Source organism: Chitinophagales bacterium (assembly GCA_019638515.1).
In the GTDB taxonomy this organism is placed as follows: domain Bacteria; phylum Bacteroidota; class Bacteroidia; order Chitinophagales; family LD1; genus UBA7692.
Map to the genome: position 1 here is coordinate 48,448 of JAHBTS010000001.1, position 14,633 is coordinate 63,080.

The following is a 14,633-nucleotide window of genomic DNA, read 5'->3' on the forward strand; positions in this document are numbered from 1 at the left end:
TAACGCAGCAGTATTACTAAAGAATACTGCTGCGTTTTTGTGTTTATTTTTTAGTGGTAAGTCCAATACTTTGTGCGGTTTGCACAAGGCGTATAAACTCTGCGCGGTAGCCGTCTTCATCTTTTCCTTTCGCTTCTTTTGCCAATGCCAACACATGACTAAAATTGAAATTGCCACTGTGTTTAGATTGGCGTAGCAACATGCCAAAGGAGGCTACTGCTGCAGAAAATTTAAAGTTATCGGATGTATTTGCTAATGCAGTGCTGCCGCTGGTTACAGGTGTTTCTATCAGTTTGCTTGTGCTGCCTGTTGGTTCTTTATATCGAATTTTTACATTGAGCCATTCGCTGTGGTTGTTGGCTTGTGGTTCTTTTGTTTGTTGGTACTTCAGTTTGTCGGTGGTTGGCAGCGATGCCAATTCTTTTTCATCGGTAATAATTTCGTAGAGTGCCGTTACACCTGCTCCCGCACCAATTTCTCCTGCATCTTTGGTATCGTCATTAAAATCTCGGTCGGCAAGCAAGCGGTTTTCGTAGCCAATTAACCTATATCCTTTCACAAAGGCAGGATTAAACTCCACCTGTATTTTTACATCTTTTGCAATGGTGTGTAGGGTAGCTCCCATTTGTGTTACCAATACTTTATTGGCTTCTAGAATATTGTCTATGTAAGCGTAGTTTCCATTGCCCTTATCGGCAAGTTGTTCCATTTTGCTGTCTTTATAGTTGCCCATGCCATAGCCTAGTACAGATAAGAAAATATTGCTTTGGCGTTTTTCTTCAATAAGGCGTATAAGTTCTGCCTGGCTGGAAATGCCTACGTTGAAATCGCCATCGGTGCAAAGAATAACACGGTTGTTTCCATTCTTTAAAAAGTTTTCTTGAGCTACTTTATAGGCAAGTTGAATGCCGGCTGCACCTGCTGTGCTACCGCCTGCTTCTAGTTGTTCTATGGCATCAATAATTTTGTCTTTGTATTGGCAAGAGGTAGAAGGGAGAGCCAAGCCGCTTGCTCCGGCATACACTACTAAAGCAATATGGTCGCGTTCATTTAGTTCGTTTACCAACATGCGTAGCGATTGCTTTACCAAGCCTAAACGATTGGCTCCCCACATAGAGCCGCTTACATCAATAAGAAATACAAGATTCGATGGCGGTAAGTGTTGTTTTTCTATTTCCTTTCCACTAATGCCTATGTGCAATAATTTTCGTTGGGTATTCCAAGGGCAGTTGTTCATTTCGGTATAAACAGAAAATGGAACATTGCCTTTTGCTGCAGGATAATTGTAGGTGAAATAGTTCAACATTTCTTCTATGCGCACGGCATCTTTTGGCGGGAACTGCCCGTTGTTTAAACTTTGGCGAACTAGACTGTACGAAGCCACATCTACATCAATACTTAATGTAGAAAGTGGTTTTTCTGATACGCGCAAAAATTCATTTTCGGTAATGAGGTTGAACTCGTTGGTATTGTGTTCTGTGCCTTGTGTTTGGTCTTCTTCCGGCTCCATTATGTTGATATAAGTATTAGGCGCATAGGTGGTTTCTGCGGTTTTTGTACTTATGGATTTATAGCCGCCAAATGTTTGTGCTGCAGCATCGGCAATACGTTGTACACTACGTTTAAGCGATTCGCTTTTAGGCACGCTTGGTGCTGCTGCAACGGGAGTAGAAATTGGCGGTATGGTAAAATTGAGTTGTGCGGTAGCGGAGTCTGTTTTTAGTTCTACAGGAAGTTGGGTAGCGGATTTGTATCCTGCAATGCTGCATTGTATGTGGTATTTACCTGCCGTTAAGTTTTTAAGGGAGTAATTTCCATTGGCATCGGTGGTAGTTCTTTTTCCGGTGTGGTTATTGTTTTTGTCTGTAATGGCAATAGTGGCGCCTGCAATGTGTTGGCCGTTTTCATCGGCAACATTTCCGGAAATAACTCCTTTGCCAAAATTGTTTTGAAAGAGCGCTAATGCGCCCGCTGTGGTAAGTAGCAACACACAAAAAGTTGCTATGGTTGTGAACTTTTTCATGACGAACTATTTTTAGTATGTGATGGAATGATTGTAAGATGTGTGGTCTTTTAAATTCCATAACAGCCATTAAAAAATAGTGGGAAAGATGGTGCCTGATGCTGGTATAGAGGTGAGTTGTTTACACAAAAAAAGGTGAGCATTGTTGCCCACCTTTTTAATAGGTTGATAATAAGTATTGCGCTTAGAAGTATTGAATTACTGCGTCTCCGGTAGCAGTTCCATTTTTGTAGTTCCACTCTATTTTGTAGCCATAAGCACCGCAGCCGCTGTTTACTTTGTTGCCGTTTTTATCTACACCACAAGTGGCAGAAATTGTAAAGTTATCGGTAGTGCTTGTGTATTTTCCTTCTGTTGGACGCAGCCATCCGCAAGTGGTTCCGGATTTCCAAGGCGAAATCATTTCGGTGGTAAAACTTGTATTAAATCGAGTAGTACCCCACGAATCTATTACCTTGTTTCCATTGGTTGAATCTCCATTAACGGTAATGTCAATAGTGGTATAGTTAGAAAACTTTACAGTACTTAGGCGGGCAGTATTCCAAGATTCTGTTTGTCCGTTTTCAAAAGTAACCTGCATATTGTTGCTGCGTTCGCGAATGCGGGCAGTAAGCTCTCCTTTAAAGAGGTAGTCTAAATAATCAAAGCCATCTACATTGGTAAGGTATTTAACTCCGTTGAAGGTTAGATAGTGGTTGTTTAAGTTTATGAATGTTACTTTATAGTTGCTGTGTGTAACACGCAGTTTGGCTCCGGCATCGCTCCATTTGCTGCCTTCTATAAGTTCTATTTTTACTTCGCCACTTCTTTTACGCGGTGGATTGCCACAGGCGGTAGTGCCATCGAAGGTAACAATTACGGTAGGCGTAGAAGCATATTGTTGCGAGGTGTCAACCGTGCCGCCACAAATGCTAATGGCGTTAGGTACATCTGTTTTTCCAAATCCCCGCAAGTCTTTTAATAAGTTGTTTATTTCGATATTCAGGTTGTCGGATTCGGATTTGGTGTCGTTAATATCTTGGTTGTGCAGTTTGGCATCGGGGTCGGCAATAGTATTGCTGGTAGGTTTGGTGCAACTGTGTGTTACAATAGTGCTTATGGCTATAAGCGCTATCATGTAAATTTTGTTAGTCTTCATGCTTTGTTGTTTTGTTGTGCAAAATAGAATTTTAGCTCCGTAAATAGAAACTTCGGATAGTTTGTATTTGTGAGTATAACGAGTTAGTACTGTTTTTTAGTATTGAAGTTTAATAGAGCGCAAAGCTGTTTGCTTGTATTTTATTGCCTACAATTCACAATTTTTTTTGCAGGGTAGAGTATTGCATATAAATTGAAGCCGATAAAATTGCGCTTGGGAAAGTGTGTTTTCCATTCAAAATAAAGTATGCTTATGTATCGTGTTTCTCTGCTTGTATTCTGTTGGTGTTTTGCAATTGCCGCTTCGGCTCAAACGGAGCCTTTAAACAAAGGCGATAAAAAAGTTGCAGCATTAAAATATGGCAAGGCACTTAAAAGTTATCTGAAGGTGCTTAAAAAAAATCCGGTAGATAGTGTTCGTATTCAAGAACAAATAGCAGCGTGTTATACCGCATTAAACAATGTACCTTTAGCAGCACAGTGGTATAAAAGGGCGGTGCAAAATGGTTCCCCAAAGCCCGCAGTAAAATTAGCATTGGCTCAAGCGCTGCAAAAAAGTGGTAACTACGAAGATGCGCGACAGTATTTACTTCAATATAAAGTACAGCAGCCTTTAGATGGAGCAGCAGATAACTTGCTCAATGGATTAGATAATATAAAAGAGATGGCTCGCGATAGAGGTGCATACCAGATAGAAGCAGTTAGAACCAACACAAAAAAGAGTGAATTTGCAGGAGGTTTTTTGAATAGTACAGCAGCTTTGGTTGCCACCGGATGCAAATGTAATTTACCTACTGCCGATTGGAAAAGCCGCAGCTTTAATAAAGTTGGTATTGCTCGCGATTCGGCTTCATTAAAAGCATTGAAAGGTTTGAAGGTGAAAGGATATAAAGGCATCAATTCTGTAGCATTTGCTCCTGCGGCAGGCGAAATAATTTTTGCGGCTTCAAAGTTGGTAAATACCAGTGGCGGCAAGGTTATTCAGTTGCAACTCTTTAGCAGCCCTTATCCTTTAAAGGGCAAGAAAAGCATAGTGGAACTCCCTTTCAATAGCGATACTTTTTCTAATGCACATCCTGCTGTTTCGCACGATGGCAATACGCTGTATTTTACGAGCGATAGAGCGGGAGGTATTGGCGGCAGCGATATTTATGTTGCCAAAAAGGAGAATGGAAAGTGGACTGCGCCACAGAACTTGGGCAGCCAAATAAACACTTCTCAAAACGAAGCCTATCCGTTTATTGCAACCGATGGTTATTTGTATTTTTCTTCAAATGGACTTGGCGGCTTGGGTGGTTACGATGTTTACAAAACTATGCCGGAAGACAATCGTTGGTTGCAGCCCGAAGGTTTAAATGCTCCGGTAAACTCCACTTTCGATGATTTTGCATTTGTGATAGACAGTGCCAATAAAAAGGGGTTTTTCGCTTCTAACCGCAATGGCGGAAAAGGAGAAGACGATATGTATAAATTCAATTTCGACCCATCGAAACTCGACTACAAAATACTGTTGAAAGTACGCGAGGCGGGAACAAACAAAATGCTGCAAGATGCAAGTGCAAAGGGCAGTTGCAAAAGTACAGGCAGCAAATTGCAAGCAAACGATTTGGGCGAAATAAGAATGGTGTTGAAGAGTACCGAAAAGTGTAAAATTGAAGTGAGTGCCCCCGGCTATAAAGCATATACAAAAGATGTGAGCCGCAACCATGCAGGCGTAATTACTGTTGAGTTATTGCCCGATGTGGTATCGTTGCAAATTGCCATAAAAGAGAAAGAAACCGGATTGCCTATGCGCGATGTTTCCGTATCGCTTAAAGATGCGCAAGGCAAGGTGGTAACTTTTGTAACCGACAGTTCCGGCATATTTAATACGCCCATAAGTGCAGGCGAATACACGGTGTTTTCAAGCGATTACCAAGTACTTAGCGATAACATCAATACCACAGGAACAACAGATGGTGTGTTTAAAAAGGAATATCAGCTTTCTAAAAAAGATTTCACTGTAAGCGTACCGCTATTAGCCAATTGTTTTTCCTCACCCGTAACTATTACCGATGTAAAAACAGGTGTTGCTACTGTGGTAAAGCCGGATTTGAGCGGAGCAGTTCGTTTAGAGTTACACCTCAATAATAAGTACGTGATAGATCATAATTTGCGAAAGGATACCATTTCTACCATTGGGCTATTCCCGGGCGATGAAATAGAAGGCCCGTGCAAATTTAAAGTAGGACAAAAGTGGATTGTAAGCAATGTGTTTTACGATTTAAATAAAACCACTATCCGCCCCGATGCTGCACAGCAATTAGATAATTTGGTGCGTATAATGGAAGAACATCCATCGCTGCAAATAGAATTGGCGGCACACACAGATTGCCGCGGCTCGGCAAAATTCAATGATGTGCTATCGCTTAGCCGTGCCAAGGCGGCCATTGATTATATTGTAGGAAAGGGCATTAAGTTAAAACGTCTCGTAGCCGCAGGCTTTGGAGAGCGCAAGCCTGTAAACAACTGCAAATGCGAGCCGGGCAATAATTCCGGCTGTACCGAAGAGCAGCATCAAGCCAACCGAAGAACGGAGGTGAAAGTGTTGAAATACTAATGCACTTTTGTTGAAATTTTTTTCGTTAAAGTGTTGCGCTAAAACGATTTTTGAACCGTAGATGAGTTTAATTTCTCTTTTCGACTCTGTGGTGGAAAATAAGCCGGTTCCCAAGCCGGCTGAATGTGTACACATTCAACACAAGCAATTTGAGTTAGAAGTAAGTGGCTCTAAAGTACCCGTACGCATTTGCTTTGAGGCGCGATACAACAATCGAGTAACGGTAAATAAAAACGGCATTTTAATTAGAATATGCAAGCACGCATCGGCAGAAGAGCAGAAGAAACATATACAAAACTTCCTTACTTGGGCAAAAGGGAAATTAGGCGAAAAGCCCGAACTGCTCGATTATTTGCCACAGCGCCAATACATGGATGGCGAAGCGCTCAAAGTGGGCGAACATGTTTTTATTGTACATATTATTTACAATAAACTGCATAAAAGCACTGCCCGTATTCACGATAATCACATTTTGCTGTCGTTGGCAACCGGCCTCACCAAAGAGGCGGAACAAAGTACTGCCAGCTACTTGGTGAGTAAGTGTTTGGCTAAGTATTTTCAGCCAATTGTAAGCGAACGACTGCACGAATTGAACCAAAAGTATTTTGCTAAAAAAATAACGGCAGTAAAGTTAAAGTACAATACCAGCAACTGGGGAAGCTGTAGCAGTCAAGGCAATATAAATATTTCGGTGCGCTTAATGTTTGCCCCGCAAGATGTAATAGATTATGTAATTGTGCACGAATTGGCACATTTGGTTCATCATAACCATTCTAATAAGTTTTGGAGTTTGGTAGAAGCTGTAATGCCCAACTATCGCGAAAAGGAAAGGCATTTAGAGGAAAATAATTTCAGATATTATCTGTAAAACATTGCCGGAACTTAGTATAGCAAGTTTAATTTGTAAAAATATTTCTGAGAATTGAATACCCATCGGGCAACTGCGCGGCTTGGGAATGCAAATTTTAGTTTAATGAAATAAGATGGGTAAAAACAAAAAATCCCGCCCGAAGGCAGGATTTTATTGGCGGAGAGAGAGGGATTCGAACCCCCGGAAGGCTCATCACCTTCGACTGTTTTCAAGACAGTTGCATTCAACCGCTCTGCCATCTCTCCGTGGGCAAAAATAGAAAAGCATATCACAATGCAAAATGGAAATGCAAAACTTCTACCCGAATTATTTTCAGAAAGCCATAGTTTCTTTTAATTTCGCCCCGCTTTTTTAAAAAAGGTAACCTTGTTTTATGGCAAATCTTAAAGAAGTTCGTAATAGAATTGGTAGCGTAAAAACCACACAGCAAATTACTAAGGCAATGAAATTAGTAGCTGCAAGTAAGTTGAAACGCGCGCAAGACCGCATTACACAAATGCGTCCATACTCTCAAAAACTTAATAGCATTCTAAGCAATTTGATGGAAAGCTTAGAAGGTAAGGATGTAGCATTGGCGTTAAATAAAGTACGCGAGCCTAAAAATGTGTTGGTGGTTTTGGTAACTTCCGACAAAGGTTTGTGTGGTGGATTCAATTCCAATTTAATTAAAACTACACGCAATTTGCTTGCTACTACTTATGCAACACAAGTAGAAGCAGGTAATGTAACCCTACTGCCAATAGGCAAAAAGGGTTACGACTATTTTAAAAGATACGATAAGTTGAAATTTAACACCAACCATATCTCATTATTTAGCGGTTTAAATTTTTCGGCATCGCAAGAGGTAAGTGCCGGATTAACCAAAGCGTTTTTAAACGAAGAATACGATGTAATTGAGTTGGTGTATGCTCAGTTTGTAAATGCAGCTACTCAAAAATTTGAAGTAGAAAGATTTTTACCGGTAGCTACTTTAAAGGCAGAAAATGTAAAAGGAAGCAGCAAAAAGAACGATTATATTTTTGAACCTGATCAGCAACAACTGTTAGAAGAATTAGCTCCCAAAATATTGAATACGCAGTTTTTTAAAGCATTGTTAGATACCAATGCTTCGGAGAATGGTTCGCGCATGGTGGCAATGGATTCTGCTACCAATAATGCACAGGAAATGATTCGTAATTTAAGCATTCTATACAACCGCGAACGCCAAGCTGCCATTACCAAAGAAATTTTGGAAATTGTGGGAGGTGCAGCTGCGTTAGAAGCAAAGTAATTGCCATGCAGTAAAACATTACTGCACAACACACTTCACTAAAATGGAAAACTTGCACCAGCATATCGAGTCGCTCATTTTCAGCTCCGAAACAGCCGTGAGCAGAGAAGATATTTCGGTATGTATTCAAAAGCTTACCAACGAGGTGGTAGATGAACAAATTATAGATCAAATACTGCAAGATATTACCGAAAAATACCAGCCGGATTATTACTCGTTTGAACTGCGTGTAATTGGTGGAGGCTATCAGTTTTTTACCAAGCCGGAATATCACAAAACCGTAAGTATCTTAATTGGGCAAAAAGAAAAGAAAAAGCTATCGACCGCAGCTTTAGAAACACTTGCCATTATTGCCTATCGCGGTCCAGTTACTAAGAGTGAATGCGAACAAATACGCGGTGTAAATTGCGATTATTCGGTGCAAAAGTTATTGGAAAAAGAATTAGTTGAAATTGCCGGAAGAGTAGAAGATGCGCCCGGCAAACCGGTGTTGTACAGAGTTACATCGTTGTTTTTGGATTATTTTGGTATAAACTCTACTGCCGAACTTCCTAAGTTGAAAGACGTGCTGCCCGATGAGCAAAACGCCATTGGTGAAGCCAAAGATTTACAAGAGGGCGAAGCGTAGTAACCGCTAGCCAGCCCAATTTTCTCTGTCTAAACTTCTAAATTGAATTGCCTCTGCAATATGCTCCGGCAAAATTGCATCGGAGGCTGCAAGGTCGGCAATGGTGCGTGCTACCTTTAAGATACGGTCGTAAGCACGGGCGCTCAGCTGCAAGCGCTGCATGGCTTTGCTAAGCAGTGCGCGGCTTACATCGCTTATGCTGCAAATTTCTTGAACAGTTTGCGCCTCCATTTGTGCATTGCAGTAAATGTTTTTGCCTTCAAACCTTTTACTCTGAATTTGGCGTGCTAGCAATACTCTTTCGCGAATAGAAGTGCTATCATCTGTTTTTCTGCCTCCGGAAAGTTCGCTGAACGAAACAGGAGTTACCTCTACATGTAAGTCAATTCTATCTAAGAGCGGCCCCGAAATTTTATTTAAGTATTTTTGTACAATGCCGGGAGCGCACACACACTCTTTTTCCGGATGGTTGTAATAGCCGCACGGGCAAGGATTCATAGAGGCAATGAGCATAAAACTGGCAGGATATGTTACCGAAAAGCGCGAACGCGAAATGGTAACTCTTCTATCTTCCATTGGCTGGCGCATTACTTCTAAAACTGTACGTTTAAATTCCGGCAATTCATCTAAAAATAACACGCCATTGTGGGCTAAAGAAATTTCACCCGGTTGTGGATTGCTGCCACCACCTACCAATGCTACATCGCTCACGGTGTGGTGTGGCGATCGAAAAGGGCGCTGGTAAATAAGTCCCGTATTTTTAGAAAGCCTGCCGGCAACAGAGTGAATTTTGGTGGTTTCTAAAGCCTCATTTAAAGTAAGCGGAGGCAAAATGGTGGGTAAGCGCTTTGCCAGCATAGTTTTTCCGGCACCGGGAGGACCAATTAAAATAACATTGTGGCCGCCTGCTGCCGCAATTTCCATGGCACGTTTTATGTTTTCTTGTCCTTTTACATCGGCAAAATCGTATTCGCTTTTTTGTTGGTTGTCGGTAAATTCTGCACGGGTATCAATTTGAGTTGGAGTAATGCTTTTTTCGCCACGCAAAAAGGCAACTACATCGGTTATGTTTTCTGCGCCCAGTACTTCAAGATTATTTACTATGGCGGCTTCGCGAGCATTTTGTTTTGGAAGAATAAAGCCTTGGTAGCCTTCTTTTCGAGCTTGAATGGCTATTGGCAAAGCACCTTTAATAGGTAGTAGGCTGCCATCTAAACTCAATTCACCCATAATGATGTACTTGTTCAAGTTGGCTTCGGGTACTTGTTCGTTCGAAGCTAAAATGCCAATGGCCATCGGAAGATCGTAAGCAGAGCCTTCTTTGCGCACATCTGCGGGAGCAAGGTTTATTACAATTTTTGTGCGCGGCATATTGAAGCCGTTATGTTTTATGGCAGTTTCAATGCGGTGCCAAGATTCTTTTACGGCATTATCGGGCAAGCCAACCATAAAGTAGGCAATTTGCCCTGTGCCGCCACTGCTTACTTCTATGGTTATTGTAGCGGCATCTACGCCATATACTGCGCTGCCATAAGTTTTTACGAGCATAGGGATTTTTGTTTCAGTATTTCAAACCTATTAAAAATAGATGAGCAGGCACAAAAAAATGGCTTGAATGAAAGTAAACAATAGGGTTGAAATGAGTTCTTAATGAGATTGCAGGCTTCTTGTTTAATGAAAGTTGTGTAGGTTTGGCTAAAATTATGCCGATGAAAAAACTGCTACTTTCAATTGCAATATTTTTTTGTGCGCAACTAATGGTTGCACAAACCACCATAAACGGCTCGTTTGTATTTGAAGGCATTACCCGCACCTATTCATTTTATGTGCCGGCTACTTACACGCAGGGTCAAGCCGTACCTTTAATTCTAAATTTGCACGGCTATACTTCCAACGGTTTTCAACAAAGTATTTATTCCAATTTTAAACCAATTGCCGATACGGCAGGTTTCATTATCGCTCATCCTGATGGTACTATTCATCCAATTTCGGGTCAGCGCTTTTGGAGTTTCGATTTATTGGGTGCCACTAATGTAAACGATATCGGTTTCTTGGAGGCGTTAATAGATACCATAGCTGCACATTATACTATTAACCCAAATAGAATTTATAGCACAGGCATGTCGAATGGTGCTTATATGAGTTATGTTTTGGCTTGTAGGAGCAATCGTTTTGCTGCGGTTGGGTCGGTTACAGGCTCCATGTCTAATGCCATGTATGGCACTTGCAATCCGGCACGCGCTATTCCAGTAATGGAAATACACGGCACCAGCGATTTGGTAGTACCTTATGCCGGAGATAGTCTTTTTAAAGGAATTGAGGATGTGGTGAAGTTTTGGGCTGCCAAAAATGGTTGCGATTCCACACCTTCTATTACTTCTGTAGCCAATACCAGCATTGCCGATAATGCTACTGCAGAGCATTATGTGTATGGCAATGGCATAAATGGAAAATCGGTAGAGCTGTTTAAAGTAATTGGTGGAGGCCATACATGGCCGGGTAGTAACATACCGCTTCCCAGCAATGGCAATACGTGTTTAGATTTTAGTGCCAGCAAGGAACTGTGGAGGTTCTTTAGCCAATATACATTGAGCAGTGTTGCTGCAGTGGAAGCGCCAACAGTTGCCGATATAAAGATGTATCCCAATCCAACCACAGGTATAGTGCATTTTGCAACTAATAACATGCCAATTACAAGCGTGGAAATTACCGATATGCAAGGCAAGTTGGTGGCAACACAAAGAATGCCTTTGGTAAGCGAAATGAATCTCGATTTTTTACCCTCCGGACTTTATGTTGCCAAAATAACGGGCAAAAATTTCTGTATAACCAAAAAATTAAACATCCGCTAAGAGCCTGAATTTGCTTGTTTTGGATATAAAAAGGCATTAGTTTTCTTAACTTTTTAAATAAGTTGCTGTGCTATTAGTAGAAATAAATATAAAATTTTACTTTCGCGCTCCCTTTCAATAGGGAAATGCGGGCGTGGTGAAATTGGTAGACATACTTGACTTAGGATCAAGCGCTTCACGGCATGGGGGTTCGAGTCCCTCCGCCCGCACCAAATACCCAATATAATTGGGGCTAAATAATTAAGAATCATGAACGTTTATCAGGAAAAAGTTGGCGACCTACAGTCTAAAATCGTTATAGACCTAAAAAAAGAAGACTACGAGCCACAGATAAAATCCTCCATCAATAAATTAGGAAAGCAGGTGTCTTTAAAAGGTTTCAGACCCGGAATGGCTCCAATTTCGTTGGTAAAAAAAATGTATGGAAACAGTGTGTTGTTTGAAGAGCTTAATAAAATACTTTCCGACAACGTAAATAAATTCTTAGAAGAGAATAAAATTGAAATCTTAGCACAGCCGCTGCCTGCTGCCAACCAACAGGTAAATTGGGATATTAACGATTTAAAAGATATTAATTTTGCATTTGAAATTGGCCATGCTCCAGCTTTTGATTTAAGCTATTTAGATGGCGCACCAGCCTTTACCAAATATAGAATTGCTGCCGAAGAAAAAATGATAAACGATGAATTAGATCGTTTACGCAAGCGCCATGCCAGCTATGAGTATCCGGAATTGGTTGGCGACAACGATATTGTAGCATTAGAGTACGAAGAATTGAACGAAGATGGCAGTCTTAAAGAAGGCGGCTACCGCACATCTTCTTCTACCTTATTGGAAATTGTGAAGCCGGAGTTTAGAAGTGCTATCGCAAATCTTAAAAAACAAGACGCTACTACAATAAATGTTTTAGAGGTGTTTGATCGCGATAAAGAGGGCGTGGCTAAGTTTATTTTAAACTTAAAAAGCGCTGAAGAATTAGATGCTCTAAATCCGAATTTTAAAATTACATTGGTAAATATCACACGCAGCATCCCTGCCGAGTTAAACGAAGCATTTTTTACCAAGGCGTTTGGAGCCAACGGCCCTAAAACCGAAGAAGAGGCAAGAACGTTTATTGCCAGCGATTTAGAAGCGTATTTTGATGGCAGAACCGATGTGTTTTTGGTGAACGATATTTACCGTGCCATGATGCAGCACATAGAGTTTCCGCTGCCCGATGCGTTCTTGAAGCGCTGGATTGCCACCACCAACGATAAACCTATTACCCAAGAGCAAATAGAAACAGACTACCCAACTTTTTCTAAACAATTGCGTTGGGATTTAATTACTTCACGTATTGCCAAAGAGCAAAATTTTGAAGTAAAAGAAGAAGAATTGCTCGATAAAGTAAGGCAAGAAACACTTCAACAATTAACCCAATACGGATTAACCGGAATGGGTTACGATTGGATAGAAGGCTTTGTTCAACGCCAAATGAAAGATAAAGAATACGTGCGCAAAGCACACGACCAAGTGCTTGATGGTAAAGTAATTGCTTTCATTAAATCTAAGGTGAGTTTAGCAGAGCAACCCATTACGTTAGATGAGTTTAACGCAATGGTTCAGAAAGAAAATGCTGCAGTTGCTTAATTGGTATAAGCACCGTTTTGTTTCTATCTTGTTTTTTGTAAAATCCCGCAATATATACTTGCCTATGGTTTGCACCTTGTTAGTGCAAGCGTTTAATCTTTTTTAAAAAGCACTTGTGCAAAATTTTAGAAGGTATGCTTTATCAACTTTCTTACTTATTTCGCAGGCAGAAACCATAGCGGTATAGCAGTAGAAATACGTTGGTTATAGAAAAATTGTAGCAGAGAATAAACATGTCGGCACCGTTACCAAAAATTGCTTTTCACACATTGGGTTGCAAGTTGAATTTTGCAGAAACAGCAGCTATTGCCAGAACGGTAGAAGCCGAAGGATTTGCCAAAACAGAGTTTCACGAGCCGGCAGATTTTTATGTAATAAACACGTGCTCCGTAACCGAAAGTGCCGATAAAGAAATGCGCCAAATTGTAAAGCGCGCACTCAAAGCAAATGCCGATGCCAAAGTGGTGATTATTGGCTGCTATGCACAGTTAAAGCCTGAAGAAATAGCTTCTATTCCGGGTGTGAGCATGGTGCTGGGCGCTAAAGAAAAATTTAAACTGCACGAACATATTCGCCAACTCGAATGGCAAACCGAAACTATAGTAGAAGCCAGCGATATAGAAGCGGTTCAGTTTTTTTCGCCAGCGTGGAGCCAAGGTGAACGCACCAGAACCTTTTTAAAGGTACAAGACGGCTGCGATTATTTTTGTTCTTTTTGTACCATACCTTTGGCACGTGGCGCCAGCCGCAGTGCCAATATTGCCGAAACGGTTGCCAACGCACAAAAAGCCGCAGCCACCGGAGTACAAGAAATAGTGCTAACGGGCGTAAATATTGGCGACTTTGGTAAAATGCCCGATGGTTCTTCGCGTACCGAAGAAACATTCCTGCAACTTATTCAGGAATTGGAAGAAAAAGTAGATGTGCCGCGTTTTCGCATTTCTTCTATAGAACCCAATTTGCTTACCGATGATATTATTCGGTTTGTAGCAGGTTCAAAAAAATTTATGCCGCATTTTCATATTCCATTGCAGAGCGGCAGCAATAGAATTTTAAAATTTATGCGCAGAAAATATCTGCGTGAACTATACGAAAGCCGTGTGCAAACTATTAAACAGCTTATGCCACACTGCTGTATTGGCGTAGATGTAATTGTAGGCTTTCCTGGCGAAACCGATGAGGCATTTTTAGAAACCTATAACTTTTTAAATGCTTTAGATGTAAGCTATTTTCACGTATTTACCTATTCTGAAAGAACCAATACCAAGGCTGCTAACATGGAAGAAACTGTGCCGTTGGCAGTTCGCAAAGAGCGCAATAAAAGATTGCGTATTTTAAGCGAGAAAAAGCGATATGCATTTTACAGTGCTTTTCATAACACTGTGCGTGCGGTACTTTGGGAAGCAGAAAACCACGATGGCAGAATGAACGGCTTTACCGACAATTACATTAAAGTGGAAACCAATTTTGAAGCCAATCTTTCTAACACTATTACGCCCTTTAAGCTGCAAACCATGGAGACTAAGAGCGAGGTAGAAGCTCTGTAAGCACTTTTGCGTAGCTTATTTTAACTAAAAAGTACATCTTTTTTGGGGAGCAAGGCACTATGTTTTGTACAGAAAAA

Annotated in this window: 10 protein-coding genes and 2 tRNA genes; 8 read left to right on the forward strand and 4 right to left on the reverse strand. The window is 41.0% G+C overall.

The window, feature by feature from the left end:
* Positions 1-43: 43 nt before the first annotated feature.
* Positions 44-2,023 (reverse strand): von Willebrand factor type A domain-containing protein, encoded by a 1,980-nt coding sequence (locus tag KF872_00230; protein MBX2901949.1) that lies wholly within the window; start codon positions 2,021-2,023, stop codon positions 44-46.
* A 184-nt stretch (positions 2,024-2,207) separates the two neighbouring features.
* Complete coding sequence (locus KF872_00235; protein MBX2901950.1) at positions 2,208-3,161, reverse strand: hypothetical protein; 954 nt, start codon at positions 3,159-3,161, stop codon at positions 2,208-2,210.
* A gap of 252 nt (positions 3,162-3,413) precedes the next feature.
* On the opposite strand from KF872_00235, the gene KF872_00240 reads away from it, so the two are divergent.
* Together KF872_00240 and KF872_00245 are read left to right on the forward strand one after the other, a co-directional pair.
* Positions 3,414-5,759, forward strand: coding sequence for an OmpA family protein (locus KF872_00240; protein ID MBX2901951.1), 2,346 nt, complete (start codon positions 3,414-3,416; stop codon positions 5,757-5,759).
* Positions 5,760-5,820: 61 nt separating this feature from the next.
* Positions 5,821-6,627, forward strand: a complete 807-nt coding sequence (locus KF872_00245; GenBank protein MBX2901952.1) for a M48 family metallopeptidase — start codon at positions 5,821-5,823, stop codon at positions 6,625-6,627.
* 157 nt (positions 6,628-6,784) lie between these two features.
* Here the strand turns inward: KF872_00245 and KF872_00250 are convergent.
* A tRNA-Ser gene (locus tag KF872_00250) sits at positions 6,785-6,875 on the reverse strand.
* A gap of 128 nt (positions 6,876-7,003) precedes the next feature.
* Here KF872_00250 and atpG point away from each other — a divergent pair.
* Both atpG and scpB read left to right on the forward strand, forming a co-directional pair.
* Entirely contained in the window at positions 7,004-7,900 is an 897-nt protein-coding gene (gene atpG / locus KF872_00255) for an ATP synthase F1 subunit gamma (GenBank protein ID MBX2901953.1), read from the forward strand.
* Positions 7,901-7,943: 43 nt separating this feature from the next.
* Positions 7,944-8,528, forward strand: a complete 585-nt coding sequence (gene scpB, locus KF872_00260) for an SMC-Scp complex subunit ScpB (protein ID MBX2901954.1) — start codon at positions 7,944-7,946, stop codon at positions 8,526-8,528.
* Between the two features lie 6 nt (positions 8,529-8,534).
* On the opposite strand, the gene KF872_00265 is transcribed toward scpB, so the two are convergent.
* Positions 8,535-10,076, reverse strand: coding sequence for a YifB family Mg chelatase-like AAA ATPase (locus tag KF872_00265; GenBank protein ID MBX2901955.1), 1,542 nt, complete (start codon positions 10,074-10,076; stop codon positions 8,535-8,537).
* A 161-nt stretch (positions 10,077-10,237) separates the two neighbouring features.
* Here KF872_00265 and KF872_00270 point away from each other — a divergent pair, with 161 nt between their 5' ends.
* The 4 genes from KF872_00270 (at position 10,238) to mtaB (ending at position 14,556) form a co-directional block, all read left to right on the forward strand.
* Positions 10,238-11,380: a T9SS type A sorting domain-containing protein gene (locus KF872_00270; protein MBX2901956.1), complete on the forward strand. Its 1,143-nt coding sequence runs from the start codon at positions 10,238-10,240 to the stop codon at positions 11,378-11,380.
* A 127-nt stretch (positions 11,381-11,507) separates the two neighbouring features.
* Positions 11,508-11,592, forward strand: a tRNA-Leu gene (locus KF872_00275).
* Positions 11,593-11,629: 37 nt separating this feature from the next.
* Positions 11,630-13,009, forward strand: coding sequence for a trigger factor (tig, locus tag KF872_00280; GenBank protein ID MBX2901957.1), 1,380 nt, complete (start codon positions 11,630-11,632; stop codon positions 13,007-13,009).
* Between the two features lie 233 nt (positions 13,010-13,242).
* Positions 13,243-14,556, forward strand: coding sequence for a tRNA (N(6)-L-threonylcarbamoyladenosine(37)-C(2))-methylthiotransferase MtaB (gene mtaB, locus KF872_00285; protein ID MBX2901958.1), 1,314 nt, complete (start codon positions 13,243-13,245; stop codon positions 14,554-14,556).
* The last annotated feature ends 77 nt before the right edge of the window (positions 14,557-14,633 follow it).

Bases quoted from the DNA above. Each gene is read 5' to 3' on its own strand.
- KF872_00230 (MBX2901949.1), bottom strand. From the start codon at position 2,023: ATGAAAAAGTTCACAACCATAGCAACTTTTTGTGTGTTGCTACTTACC.
- KF872_00235 (MBX2901950.1), bottom strand. From the start codon at position 3,161: ATGAAGACTAACAAAATTTACATGATAGCGCTTATAGCCATAAGCACT.
- KF872_00240 (MBX2901951.1), top strand. From the start codon at position 3,414: ATGTATCGTGTTTCTCTGCTTGTATTCTGTTGGTGTTTTGCAATTGCC.
- KF872_00245 (MBX2901952.1), top strand. From the start codon at position 5,821: ATGAGTTTAATTTCTCTTTTCGACTCTGTGGTGGAAAATAAGCCGGTT.
- atpG (MBX2901953.1), top strand. From the start codon at position 7,004: ATGGCAAATCTTAAAGAAGTTCGTAATAGAATTGGTAGCGTAAAAACC.
- scpB (MBX2901954.1), top strand. From the start codon at position 7,944: ATGGAAAACTTGCACCAGCATATCGAGTCGCTCATTTTCAGCTCCGAA.
- KF872_00265 (MBX2901955.1), bottom strand. From the start codon at position 10,076: ATGCTCGTAAAAACTTATGGCAGCGCAGTATATGGCGTAGATGCCGCT.
- KF872_00270 (MBX2901956.1), top strand. From the start codon at position 10,238: ATGAAAAAACTGCTACTTTCAATTGCAATATTTTTTTGTGCGCAACTA.
- tig (MBX2901957.1), top strand. From the start codon at position 11,630: ATGAACGTTTATCAGGAAAAAGTTGGCGACCTACAGTCTAAAATCGTT.
- mtaB (MBX2901958.1), top strand. From the start codon at position 13,243: ATGTCGGCACCGTTACCAAAAATTGCTTTTCACACATTGGGTTGCAAG.